Raw genomic sequence first — 12,043 nt, forward strand, 5'->3', positions numbered from 1 at the left:
CGAGGTCTCAGGGTATCTTAGGGATAAGCAGGTTGAAGAGAATTACATCTAACAGGAGGAGCAGCAGGGCCGTCAGGAGGAAATAGCCGAATAGCTCCCGCCTGATCGGTGTGCTCCTCTCGAACCTCGTTTTCTCCATCCTGGTTATCTCCTCGTAGGCTCTGTTCAGTTCCTGTGAATCGGTCGCCCTGAAATAGGCCCCATCGGTTATGCGTGCGATTCGGCGTAGCGTCTTCTCGTCGAGCTTGGCGATGATGATTTTCCCCGTCTCATCCCGAGCATAGCTTTTGCCGAATATGGGATGAGATATAGGGACGGGAGCACCGGCAGGGCTTCCCACCCCGATGGCGTACACCCTTATTCCAAGGGATGAAACGGTTTCAGCGGCCTTAATCGGATCGATGCCCCAGTTGTTCTCGCCATCCGTTAAAAGTATAACAGCCTTTCCCATTGATTTGAATCCCGCCAACCTCTTAGCCGCGGAGAGAAGGGCCGAGCCTATGGCGGTGCCGTCTTTCAAGATCCCGACCCTGATCCTTCCGATCAGTCTGAGCAGAGCCGAATGGTCATACGTCAGGGGACAGACGGGAAAGGCCGTCCGGGCGAACAGGATCAGGCCCATCCTGGAGTTGGGGTGTCTGGCGATGAATTCCCTGAGGACCCGTTTGGTCGCCTCTATCCTGCTTTCGCCGTCGAAATCCTCCGCCAACATGCTGGTCGAGATGTCAACCACCAGCATGATATCGCCTCCTTTGGATTTAACCTTCCGCATGATCGGGAAGGATTGAGGTCGGGCGAGGGCGAGGACGATCATGCACAGGAGGAGCAGCCTGAGGTATATCCTCATTCTCCAAGCCTTAGAACGCCATGAGGTCCGGGGGATGGAAAGATAGAAGAGAGACGAGGGGATGCCCTTTCGATGTCTATCGCTCAGCCACAGGAGGAGGGGAAGGAGGAGAAGAAGTGCGAGCCATATCGGATCTCTGAAGCTCATCTCCGCCTATACTCCGCCCGCGTCACCTTCTTCCGAGGCGCCTTTGATCCGAACCCGGTTCTTATGCAGACGCCGATCGCCAGAAAGGTGACCACGACGAAGATCGGCTTGCCCACTACGGGCAAGAAGGTCAAAACGCGATAGACGGTATATCCGACAACCACCGATATCAAAGACATCCGATCCGTCTGAAAGAGGGAGTTGCCGAGGGCGACGAACAGGCCTATCTTGCCGAAAATAGCGGCCGCCACCAGAAACGCCCAAAGTATCAGCACCACAGGGATCCCTACGAGGGAGAGGATCAGCATGAGCGAGATCGGGGGAAGAAGCAGAAAGATGATCAAAGCCAGAAGGGAACTGCCTATCGGTTTGACGGACGCGCAATGTGCCATCGCCTCAACGTTCCTGGGGAAGATGACGAATAGAAGCACCTGAAGGATCAACATACAGATGAAAAGGATGACCTTCCAGGATATCCAGGCGACGTTGCCCCAGTAACCGCGGGGGATTCCGGACATAAGGGAGATAAACCCGCTGAAGGCCTCACCTGTGGAGAGTTTCCTTATCCTCCCGGATATCCTCGCATTGGGATCGGCCTTTAACCGTCCGCCGATGATTATCAAGTCCCCGTCCACCTGGGCAGTATCGGCGAGGTTTACATCTCCCCAGAGCGAAATCACACTGCCCTTAACTTTACCGGCTATGTTCAGGTCGGAGCTGATCGAGACGATCCGACGGCAGGTTACACCCTGAGGTATATCCGTAGCAGCACCGATCTTAAATACGGTTCCCCTCTCCCTCTGGAAAGGGGTCTTGCTTTGGATAGGATATGATAACTCGCTGCCGGGTTGGACCTCCTGAGCCGATGAGAGGAGCAACCCTGTAGATACAAGAACTAAACTTAACAGAAAGATCGAAAAGATCTTATCATCCATTGAGAAGCCCCTTCGTTTTATTGCAATATATAACATTTAGGGAGTTTTGTCAATGAGGAATTCAACTATGATCGAAAAGATATCGGCAGTGCGAAACGGGCCGGTTCTGGTGAGAGGGCGGTTCAGCAGAAACGGCACGAGCATATGTTCCCTCCTGAGCGAGCCATGGCCGGAGTTGTGGATGAACCTTCTGGATTGAGCTCTAAGTTCACATCCTCGAGAGGCGGATAGTATGATATCCCCCGATCTCGGAGAGGTGAAAAGCTTCAGTATTTGATAGGGCGCATCGGGATAATCCGTGTTCATGCTCAGCTCAAGCAACTTCCTATCGGAGATCTTACCGGGAAACGGTGGATACCCGAACGGATCCTCGCCCTTCAGAATCTGATATGTGATCATCTTACCCTCAAGTTCAACATACGCCTCCCCGAGGCGGGAGGAGATGATAACCCCTCCGGAAGGAACCTTTGCGGCCACAAGGTCGACTGCATCTATATTGAGGAGCAGTTCCACCAGATCGACCTTATGTCCGCCGAACCGACGTAATTCGGGATAGTAGCACCTCTCAGACCATCCCGATTCCGGCCTAACGTAGATATGGGCCATGGCATTACCTGAGGGCATGATCGCCATATCGGGGTTCAGCCTCCATCTTCGGCCGGAATGGAGGGTCTTGAATCCCAACCGACTGAGGAACTCCGCCAGGTCGAAATGAACTTGGGTCTCGCTCAGACCATGATCGCTTGTCAGGACGATCATCGTCTCCTCCGGATCGGTCGTCCGGGCGATCTTCCCGACCGTCTCATCGAGCCTCATATACCCTTGGATGACCTCATCCGATAGCGGGCTCGATCTATGTGAGAGGGCATCTATGGATGGCATGAGGAGAAAGATGAAATCGTGCCCTTCTTCGATGCCTTTAAGGGCGAATTGGGCGGCCTTTAAATCGACCTTGTCCCATCTCCCGCTTAAATGGGCCCAGACCCATCTCAGCCCACGCGTGTATCTGGTGATATCCCCTTTGAAGTCGCATCCTCGGGAGACGAAGCTGAAGATGTTCATCGGGTTATCCGCCAGCTCGAAGAGGGTTTTCACGGCGGGGGATATATCGCGATTGAACAGATAGCTGTGAACACCGAAATAATCCCTGTATCTATCGAGATGGAAGCTTTTGACGCCCAGGTATCTCCTATCCACCCAGCACATGCCGGGGACATTGCACTCCCCTGGAGTGAATCCGGTGATGATCGGCAGATAAGCACATCCGGTAACCGAGGGGAAAGCGGAGACTGCCTCGTGGAATCCCCCTCTCTCCGCCAGGAACCGTTCGATGTTCGGGAGCATCCCCCTGGTCATAAGCTCCCAGATCACGTCGGATCTCGCTCCGTCAGCGAGAATTAAGATACAACGCCTGCGGGAGCTCAACTTCACCTCCTTTTTCAACGCTCTGCCGTATATTTTACGATTTTCGATAACCTGGAGGCAAGATTGGAATTCGCTTGCCTGCGCGGCCGATGTATGGTAAAATACCACCGCCATCGATCTTATCAGACCGGAGTATGGACATGAGTGTAAGAAGAGAGTTCGATGTGGAGCTCAGGATCCCCAGCGATATGCAGTTTATCGAGCTCCTGGACACCGTTATATCGGATGTCCTTGGGAAGATAGATATCGAGGAGGATGACAAGGTTGCCGTCAATCTCGCCCTTATAGAGGCGGGCACGAACGCCATCAAACACGGCAACCGAAACGATCCGACCAAAGACGTCCATTGCATCGTCAGCGTCGAGGACGATAAGCTGACGATAAGGATAAAGGACAAGGGCAAGGGATTTGATCCTGAATCCCTCAAAGATCCTCTGGAGCTTGAACATCTGATGGATGCAAGCGGCAGAGGCATATATCTCATAAACGTGCTGATGGATGAGGTCGAATATGACTTCGACCTGACGGGCACCGAGGTGAGGATGACCAAGTATATCAAAAAGGGAAAATCCGGTGAGGTGAACTGAACCATGATAATGGTGTTTCTCAGGAAGAAATTCGTCGCTAAGATGTTCTATGGCATAGTCGTCATCGCCTTTGTCGGAACGATTTTCCTGGTATGGGGCGCTGGAGGGAAGTTCAGGAAGAGATCGAGAGTCGTCATAGAGGTCAACGGAAAAAAGGTGAGCTTCGAACAGTTCCAGAACGCCCTGAGGAACGAGACGGAGAGGATGCGCAGGATGTACGGGGATAACTACGACAGGTTCATCAAGGATATCGATATCAACAGTCAGACGGCCGACAAGATCGTCCAGGACGTCCTGATCGACCAGGAGCTTAAGAAACTCGGCGTTCTGCTGAGCGGCGAGGAGGTCGATCGGGAGATCGCCTCCACCCCCTCTTACTACCAGATCTATCAGATCCTGGCCCGAAGGGGGAGAGCTGATGACTATTGGAAAAGCCTCCGCGATAGCCTATCAAGGCAGAGGCTGCAGGATATCCTCTTCGGAATTCCCATCGTCACCAAGACCGAGATCGAGGAGGAGTATAAAAGGCGAAACGAGAAGGTCAAACTGAAATTCATAGAGTTCCCTGTCTCCAAATTCCGTGATAAGGTCAACCCCTCGGAGGATGAGATAAAGAGGAGATATGAGGAGAAAAGGGAAGAGTATCGCATCCCTGAAAAGGTCAACGTCAAATATATCAAAATAGATCCCAAGGTCTTCGAGGATAAGATCGATATCTCCGAAAACGATATTAAGAGCTACTATGAGGCCAATAAGGATTCACAGTTTAAGGAGAAGGAGCGGGTCAGGACGAGACATATACTGATCAAGGTTCCCAGCGGCGCATCGGAGGAGGAGAAGAAAAAGCTGCGACAGAAGGCCGAGAAGATCCTGAAAGAGGCGAAATCCGGAGCCGATTTCGCTGAGCTGGCCAAAAAGTACTCCGAAGATGAGGGCACCAAGGATAAAGGGGGTGACCTCGGATATTTCACCAGAGGCAGAATGGTGCCCGAATTCGAAAAGGTCGCCTTCTCCCTCAAACCGGGCGAGATAAGCGATATAGTCGAAACCAAATACGGATTCCACATCATCAAGCTCGAGGATAAAAAGCCGGAGAGGATAAAGAGCCTGGACGAGGTGAGAGATCAGATCGAAAGGAAGCTGAAAAAGGATGCTGCTGTTGCCCTAGCCCGTGAGCTGGCCGGCGAGCTGGTCTACGATATCGAGCTACAGGGGATGGAGGAAAGCGTTAAACTTATACCGGAGAGGGCCGCGGAGGTATATGTGAGACAACTGGGGGATGAGTCGAAGAAGTCCGAGGACTTCGTCGAGAAGTTCAAAGAGATCAAGTTCGAGGTCAAAACCACCGGGTTCTTCTCAAAGGATGATTCACAGATCCCAACTGTAGGCAGCAGATATACCTACAGGGATTTCCTGGATGCCGTCTTCGAGCTGCGGAAGGGCGATACCAGCGATCCCATAGAGATCAAAAGCTACGGCGGAGATGTGATGGCCTACTTCATCGCCAAGGTCGTGGACAGACAATACTCCCATATACCCAAACTGGACGAGGTCAAGGATAAGATAACCGATGAGCTCAAGGACGAGGGGGCCAAGAAACTCGCCCTTCAGGCTGCCGAGAAGCTGATGAGCAAATATAAGCCCGGCGAGACCTTGGACGATCTGGTCAAAAAAGCTCAGGATGAAAAGCTGAAGGTTAAGGAGACCCCCCTCTTTGCCAGATCCTACGGCGGGTACGTCCCGATGATAGGTTCAGCTCCCGAGATCTCCGCTGTGGCGTTCAGGATGAAGCTCAATGAGGTGAAAGGCCCCTTCCAGACTCAACGCGGGGCATACATTATACAGCTCGTCGAAAGGCAAAAAGCCGATGTGAAGAAGCTGGATGAGGACAAGGAGGAGCTGGCGAATATCCGAAGAAGCCTGATACAGAGGAAACGAAACGATCTTCTGGAGGCGTGGATCGGCGGGCTCAAATCGGCGGCGAAGATCAAAATCGAACTCCCGGAGGAGGCTATTTGAATTGCGCGGACCGATCGTCAGGCTGATCTGTCACAGCCCAAATCCCTATGATCTATCGGTAGCCGCCGCCAGAACCTGTTACTCCTCGAAGGGAATCGTCCTCCCGGAGGAGGTATCGAGGGACAAAAGGGCCAAACAAATTAGAGATAGAATAGCCCAAAGCACGCTCAGGGCAGGTCATCTTACCACCAGGGGACATGCCTTCTTTGTCTTCGCCATAGACCGGATCTCCCGCGCCGCCATCTGGTCCTTCCTACATAGCCATCCCTTCTACAATTCGGAGCAGGTCTCACAGAGATACGTGAGGGTATCGCCCGATAACTTCCTCCTCCCCCCTATCGAGGGGAAAGCTTTGGATATCTATCGTGAGACGATCTCAGCTCAGATGAGGGCTTATGAGGATTTGGTGAAGCTCTTGGTTCCTAAGGTTAGGGAGGAGTACTTCAAGATCTTTCCCTACCGATCCTCAAAGCCCGAAAGGTGGGAGAACGAGATCGCCCGCAAGGCCTATGAGGTAGCGCGATACGTCCTCCCCGTCGCCACCTACGCCTATATGTACCACACGATAAACGGAATTACGCTTCACAGATATGCCCGCTTGGCCGAATCATTTGACTTTCCTAAAGAAGTCAAACTGCTGGTCGAGAGGATGATCGAAGCGGTCAGACTTGTGGATCCGAGTTTCGCTGAGGAACTATACGATCCGATGCCGCTTGAGGAGACGCCGGAGTATAGGGCGGTCGAAGAGACCTTCGGGTCGGGATGGCACCTGGGCGATGAGGGTTTCACCCGCGAGTTCGACTCCCTTATCGGAGATAGGTCCTCCCTTCTCATCGAGTTCACAAGGGAGGGGGAGAAGATTCTAGCGCAGTCCGTGAGATATACCCTCGGTTTAAGCGGAAGAGACATGGATGATGAGGCGGCTTTGAGGCTGCTTCTGGATCCGGCTCAAAACCCCTACCTTCCCGAGACGCTCAATCACGCCCATCACTCCAAGCTGATGCGAGCGATGAACCACGTTCACTACGTCTTCGCCAAGAAATTGAGCCACACGGCCGATTCGCAGGATCAGAGACATCGCACCGTCCCCGGCTCAAGGCCGATCATACATAGGCATTATACGGGCAGACCGGATTACGTCACCCCTAAGTTGATCAGGGCGGTCCCGGAGGCCGAGAGGGTCTACGCCGGGGCGATGGAGAGGTGTTTTGAGGGGATAAACCGGCTTTTGGAGATGAAGGTGCCGACCGAGTGGGCGATGTATCTGCTGCCGAACGGTTTCCCGATCAGATTTATCGAGTCGGGGACGCTTATGAACCTGCACCACAAATGGAGGATAAGGCTCTGTTTCAACGCCCAGGAGGAGATATTTCATGCCTCGCTCGATGAGGTCAGGCAGGTCTCCGAAGTCCATCCACGCATAGGCCGGTTCTTAGGCCCGCCATGCTGGTTTAGATCGAGATCGGGCGTCACCCCTCCCTGTCCAGAGGGCGATAGGTTCTGCGGAGTCAGGGTGTGGGAGAAAAAGCTTGAGGATTACGACAGATTGATCTGAGATGAGGGTGCTTATACTCTCCCCTTTTATCCCCCTGCCGGCGACTGAAGGGGGCAGGATAAGGGTGATCAACCTCCTGAAACACCTCTCCCCGGCCTGTCACATCACCCTATTGGCCCCCAAGACCTTCAACTCCACGCCTCGCGATGAGCAGATCATCAGAGATATGGGCGTGGATCTGGTAGTTGCCGGAGATATGCCGCATCTCTCGATCGGATCGATCCGCTCTATGGCAGGCGGATACCCGATACCGCTGGCGAAATACAGGCTCAAAACCTTCGCCGAGAGGTTCCGCCGCTTGATCGAGGAGGAAAAATTCGATGTGGTTCAGTTCGAGATGTTGCACGCCGGACAGTACCTGCCCGATCTCAGGCGATCGTCGCTCAACGGCGATACCCCCTCCATCCTGATACAGCACAACATCGACTCGGTCGTATGGACGAGGCTCTACCGTAACGCATCCTCACCTCTCAGGAAACTCGGCGCGTTCATACAATCGCTGGAGTTCAGGAGGATCGAGAGGAGATTATGCCCGATGTTCGATCTATGCGTCTGCATGTCAGAGCGGGACGCTGAAAGGCTCAGGTGGATTACGCCTGATGTGAGGGTTGAGATCGTGCCGAACGGCGTTGATCTGGAGTATTTCCAGCCGAGGGAGGATGAAGTGAGATGGAATCGGATCGTGTATGTGGGCAGTATGGACTGGTATCCCAACGAGGACGCCGTCCTATATTTCCACGAGCATATCTGGCCTATCATAAGGGGAGAGATACCGGAGGCCGAGTTTTACATCGTGGGCCAGTATCCCAGCTCGAGGGTCAAAGCCCTCGATTCGGTGGATGGCGTACATGTGACGGGATTGGTGGATGATATCAGGCCCTACCTGGCTTCCGCCGCCGTCTTCGTCGTCCCGCTTAGGATAGGAGGAGGGACGAGGCTGAAGATCCTCGAGGCCCTCGCTATGGGGAAGGCGGTCATCTCGAGCAGTATCGGATGTGAGGGATTGGATTTAACCGACGGCGAGGATCTGATCATAGCGGATAGCCCGGAGGAGTTCGCCGGATGGGCGATCAGGCTGATGAGGAATGAGGTTGAAAGGGAGAGGCTCGCCCGATTGGGACGCGGAAAAGTGGTTGACCATTTCGGGTGGGATCGGATAGCGGAAGAGATGCTGAGGATATATACCGATCTAGCTTAGGGGCACGACGGCGCGTGCCCCCGAAAAGGTCAGGCTATCTCCAGAAGCTTGATATCGAAGATCAAGTCCTTTCCCGCCAGGGGATGGTTGGCATCCAATGTGACGGTTGATTCCGAGACATCGGTGACGGTGACTATGATCGTTCTGCCGTCCATCTGAGAGATCTGCAGTTGCTGGCCGATTTCCGGATCGATATGTTCCGGAAACTCGGCCCTATCCACCACCAGAACCATCTCCTCATAATGCGGTCCGAAAGCTTTATCCGTCGGGACCTTAACGGTTTTCGACTCTCCCGGGCTCATACCGATCACCGCCTCTTCGAACCCCGGTATCAATCGTCCTTCACCTATCGTGAACTGCAGAGGGGGACGATCGAGCGAAGTGTCGAACACCGTTCCGTCCTCCAGCTTGCCCGTGTAATGAACCTTGACGGTATCGCCCCGTTTTGCCTGTGCCATTATCCTCACCTTGATCATTTTTAGCCGCTTGAAAGAGCACAGCCCATCAGGCAGTGTTCATCTCTTACGGCCATAGATTTACCTTAACGGTTTCACCTTGTATTCTAACACGGGCCTATTCCTTTTGTCAATTGGGGACTGTAAAGTGGGTGTCAGTAGTTTTGAATATCGTCGTTCTAATCGCAGTTTTACGAAATTTAAACTTCAAACTAAGGAGGGGTGAAATGAGAAGCTATCTAACTTCAATCACCGTAGCGGTCTTGATGATCGCTTTGGTCCCCGCGGGCGCTTTTGCCCAGACGGGCAAAATTGAGAGCACAGTGACCGATGCCCAGACCAAAGAGCCCCTTGTCGGTGCTAACGTCGTTCTCGAAGGACGGACGCTATTCCATAGAAAACATCCCGGAGGGAAAATGCACAGGTGTTGTCACGATGATAGGCTACAAAAAAGAGCGCAAAGAAGCGAGAGCGGTAAGAAGTGGGCGGACTTCACCTCGCATTTGACCTGGATTACTGGAGGTGGAATGGTTCAATAAGCGAATATCGTGGGGATAACTCCTCGATAGGAGAGACCTTCTACGCGTCGTATGGGTTCAAGGGAATGTCGATGGCGGTGAGGCTCGAATACATAAGACAGGGCGGAAGCAAAATCTACACGGAGAGCGAAAAAACGGAAGACATCTACGCCGTGACGCTCACCCCGACGTATAATTTCAATGAAGACGCCCATATCAGATTGGAGACCTCCTACATAAAAGCCAAGAGGTGTTCTAAGGACGACGTAAACGGCTTACAAGATGATAGGATCTATCTCGTCCTGGAATCCGGTCTTAGATTCTAGGAAACGCCTTAAGGCTCGATCTTCACCTTTCCGCCTGATCTTGTTGCTTTGTATATCGCCTCCAGAACCTTTTGATCTCTCAGGCCGTCGAGGGCGCTCGGCGAAACCGGCTTATCGTTGAGAACGGCATCAGCGAAGGCCTCAAGCTGCCGTTCATACGGGTCCGCGTCAGGGGTGGCGAGGGTTCTGTATTCATTCCTTCTCGCGTCGAAGACCTTCACATCGGCCCCTCGACGGTAATATGGGAAGAAGATCTGCGCCGTGACGCTGCCATATTCCCCGTGGACAAAAATCCCCTCAAACCAGTCCATTCTCACGGTACAGACGAGTTGCAGCGTCCCGTATGCCCCGTCCTCGAACTCCAGCAGACTCACCGATGCCAGATCGTTCCCCTTTCTCGTCTCGCCGCTCGAGACCGAGACGACCTCCCCGCTGAAGAACCTAAGCGTATCGACGGCGTGGACGCCATGTCCGAGCAGTATATCCTTGAGCCTGTCCCCCGTGCCTCTTTCGGGCCTTTTCTGTGAGGGACTGCCGGCACGCATCGGAACAAGGCTCTTGACATATTGGCCGTGGAAGACCGTGTCGCAATACCAGCCGTTTATAGAGAGCCTCTCGCCCATCTCCTCGACGACGAACTTCCGGGCGAACTGAAGGCCGGGGTCATATCGCTTCATACAGGCCAGTTGAAGCTGTTTTCCCGTCTCCTCCGAAGCTTCGACTATCCTCTCGCACTCCTCAACGCTCATGGCGAGAGGTTTTTCGCATAAGACGTGCTTCCCCGCCCGCATGCACTCTATCGATATTTCGGCGTGAAAGGCATGATGGGTCGCCACCAGAACGGCGTCTATGTCTGACTTTTCAAGCATCTCCCTGAAATCGCCGTAAACCTCAGGCACGTAGTAACGTCTGGCGGCCATCTCAGCCAGATCCCTGGCCACGTCGCTCACGGCGACGAGCTCGACGTTATCAGCCTTCTTAAGGGCCGGCAGATGCGCTATCTGAGAGATCCCGCCGCACCCTATCAGTCCTATCCTTAAGCTCGACGAGTTCATCACCTTCCCCTCCATTCCTCCAGTTTTATCGCCCTTCGAGATCGGGCGGATTCGTATCCGGCGAAGATCGTTCTCATTACCTGATTCAGGTAATCCTCGCTTTCAGTTTCAAACTCCTCGCCCGAGACCATGCAGTCGACGAAATGTTGTAACGCCGCCTGACATGAGTCACCTCTGATCTCCCTATACCAAGGCTGCTATCTCCAGTTCTCATTGATCATGAGCCTGACGCCGTGTTTTCTACACACGCGAACGATCTCAGCCGACTCCCTCCAAGTCGGCGCCATCGGCTTCTGACACAGCACATGACATCCTCTGGAGGCAGCGATGCTCGCCCCTTTCTATAGCGCTTGCCAGATCGACATATGGCCTCACATCATATCGCGCGGCGACCTTTCCGGCTTTTTCCTCATTCCTATCCACCACTGCGATGATCTCCGCCTTTCCCACGCGGCTCCATCCCTCGAGATGGATGCCGCCGAAGAAACCAAGCCCCACTGTTATCCCTCTCAGCATCCTCCAACCTCCTCATCGCAGGGATGGCGGCAGGATAAGGTTACCAGATCTCTCATATCATTTCAAGCGGTGCAGATGCTTAGCATCCGCGCGAAATTCTCCATTCGGTTCCTCCTGTGTTAAGTGAAGTTCCCCGTAGCAAGCGGTGGAGCATCCTACGGGACTTTCGTGATATCTGAAGGGGTTTTCGAGGAAAACGATGGAGTCCTCTATCTGGGAGATGTCCTTCTGATACTTCCCTATGAGCTTCGGCTCGAACTCCCCTTTCCTGTCTCTGGGTATTTTCAGCTCTATCTCTCCGAAGGAGGAGCGGACTCTTTTTTCGTCCTTCCGTTGGTACCTCTGGTATCCCAGGAATTCATCTCTTTCTGCCTCAAGTATCTCCTCTATCAGAACTCCTGTCATCTGCCTGATGACCTGTTGAAGGCCAAGCAAATCTCTTATCCCGTTCTCCTTGAGG

Annotated in this window: 13 protein-coding genes; 5 read left to right on the forward strand and 8 right to left on the reverse strand. The window is 53.4% G+C overall.

Annotated features, from left to right (window positions below):
* Positions 1-7: 7 nt before the first annotated feature.
* From J7M22_17710 to J7M22_17720, 3 genes are read right to left on the reverse strand one after another with little or no spacing between them, the layout of a single operon-like run.
* Positions 8-994: a VWA domain-containing protein gene (locus J7M22_17710; GenBank protein MCD6508440.1), complete on the reverse strand. Its 987-nt coding sequence runs from the start codon at positions 992-994 to the stop codon at positions 8-10.
* On the reverse strand, positions 991-1,929 hold the full coding sequence (locus tag J7M22_17715) for a hypothetical protein (protein MCD6508441.1): 939 nt from the start codon (positions 1,927-1,929) through the stop codon (positions 991-993). Before J7M22_17715 ends, J7M22_17710 begins: the two co-directional genes overlap by 4 nt.
* Before the next feature lie 36 nt (positions 1,930-1,965).
* Positions 1,966-3,354 (reverse strand): alkaline phosphatase family protein, encoded by a 1,389-nt coding sequence (locus tag J7M22_17720; protein ID MCD6508442.1) that lies wholly within the window; start codon positions 3,352-3,354, stop codon positions 1,966-1,968.
* A 140-nt stretch (positions 3,355-3,494) separates the two neighbouring features.
* Between J7M22_17720 and J7M22_17725 the strand changes: the two genes are divergently transcribed.
* The 4 genes from J7M22_17725 to J7M22_17740 are packed head-to-tail and all read left to right on the forward strand — an operon-like array spanning position 3,495 to position 8,713.
* Positions 3,495-3,941 carry an ATP-binding protein gene (locus J7M22_17725; protein ID MCD6508443.1) on the forward strand — a complete coding sequence of 149 codons (447 nt, stop codon included), beginning with the start codon at positions 3,495-3,497 and terminating at the stop codon, positions 3,939-3,941.
* 3 nt (positions 3,942-3,944) lie between these two features.
* Positions 3,945-5,960, forward strand: coding sequence for a peptidylprolyl isomerase (locus tag J7M22_17730; protein MCD6508444.1), 2,016 nt, complete (start codon positions 3,945-3,947; stop codon positions 5,958-5,960).
* A 1-nt stretch (position 5,961) separates the two neighbouring features.
* Positions 5,962-7,515: an FAD-dependent thymidylate synthase gene (locus J7M22_17735; protein ID MCD6508445.1), complete on the forward strand. Its 1,554-nt coding sequence runs from the start codon at positions 5,962-5,964 to the stop codon at positions 7,513-7,515.
* Position 7,516: 1 nt separating this feature from the next.
* Positions 7,517-8,713, forward strand: a complete 1,197-nt coding sequence (locus tag J7M22_17740; protein MCD6508446.1) for a glycosyltransferase — start codon at positions 7,517-7,519, stop codon at positions 8,711-8,713.
* A gap of 29 nt (positions 8,714-8,742) precedes the next feature.
* On the opposite strand, the gene J7M22_17745 is transcribed toward J7M22_17740, so the two are convergent.
* Entirely contained in the window at positions 8,743-9,171 is a 429-nt protein-coding gene (locus J7M22_17745) for a peptidylprolyl isomerase (GenBank protein ID MCD6508447.1), read from the reverse strand.
* Positions 9,172-9,649: 478 nt separating this feature from the next.
* Here J7M22_17745 and J7M22_17750 point away from each other — a divergent pair, with 478 nt between their 5' ends.
* Positions 9,650-10,012 (forward strand): outer membrane beta-barrel protein, encoded by a 363-nt coding sequence (locus J7M22_17750; GenBank protein MCD6508448.1) that lies wholly within the window; start codon positions 9,650-9,652, stop codon positions 10,010-10,012.
* A gap of 8 nt (positions 10,013-10,020) precedes the next feature.
* On the opposite strand, the gene J7M22_17755 is transcribed toward J7M22_17750, so the two are convergent.
* The 4 genes from J7M22_17755 to J7M22_17770 form a co-directional block, all read right to left on the reverse strand.
* Entirely contained in the window at positions 10,021-11,067 is a 1,047-nt protein-coding gene (locus J7M22_17755; GenBank protein ID MCD6508449.1) for a Gfo/Idh/MocA family oxidoreductase, read from the reverse strand.
* A gap of 197 nt (positions 11,068-11,264) precedes the next feature.
* A complete protein-coding gene (locus J7M22_17760) occupies positions 11,265-11,354 on the reverse strand; it encodes a hypothetical protein (GenBank protein MCD6508450.1) in 90 nt (29 codons plus the stop codon).
* Complete coding sequence (locus tag J7M22_17765) at positions 11,326-11,583, reverse strand: Gfo/Idh/MocA family oxidoreductase (GenBank protein MCD6508451.1); 258 nt, start codon at positions 11,581-11,583, stop codon at positions 11,326-11,328. Before J7M22_17765 ends, J7M22_17760 begins: the two co-directional genes overlap by 29 nt.
* A 57-nt stretch (positions 11,584-11,640) precedes the next feature.
* Positions 11,641-12,043, reverse strand: a 403-nt coding sequence (locus J7M22_17770; protein ID MCD6508452.1) for a transposase, incomplete at its 5' end; no start/stop codon positions are given.

The sequence above is a fragment of the Candidatus Poribacteria bacterium genome (genome assembly GCA_021162805.1).
Classification (GTDB): domain Bacteria; phylum Poribacteria; class WGA-4E; order B28-G17; family B28-G17; genus JAGGXZ01.

Excerpts from the sequence above, each read along its gene's own strand:
- J7M22_17710 (MCD6508440.1), bottom strand. The coding sequence starts at position 994 with ATGAGCTTCAGAGATCCGATATGGCTCGCACTTCTTCTCCTCCTTCCC.
- J7M22_17715 (MCD6508441.1), bottom strand. The coding sequence starts at position 1,929 with ATGGATGATAAGATCTTTTCGATCTTTCTGTTAAGTTTAGTTCTTGTA.
- J7M22_17725 (MCD6508443.1), top strand. The coding sequence starts at position 3,495 with ATGAGTGTAAGAAGAGAGTTCGATGTGGAGCTCAGGATCCCCAGCGAT.
- J7M22_17730 (MCD6508444.1), top strand. The coding sequence starts at position 3,945 with ATGATAATGGTGTTTCTCAGGAAGAAATTCGTCGCTAAGATGTTCTAT.
- J7M22_17740 (MCD6508446.1), top strand. The coding sequence starts at position 7,517 with ATGAGGGTGCTTATACTCTCCCCTTTTATCCCCCTGCCGGCGACTGAA.
- J7M22_17745 (MCD6508447.1), bottom strand. The coding sequence starts at position 9,171 with ATGGCACAGGCAAAACGGGGCGATACCGTCAAGGTTCATTACACGGGC.
- J7M22_17755 (MCD6508449.1), bottom strand. The coding sequence starts at position 11,067 with ATGAACTCGTCGAGCTTAAGGATAGGACTGATAGGGTGCGGCGGGATC.
- J7M22_17760 (MCD6508450.1), bottom strand. The coding sequence starts at position 11,354 with ATGGCGCCGACTTGGAGGGAGTCGGCTGAGATCGTTCGCGTGTGTAGA.
- J7M22_17765 (MCD6508451.1), bottom strand. The coding sequence starts at position 11,583 with ATGCTGAGAGGGATAACAGTGGGGCTTGGTTTCTTCGGCGGCATCCAT.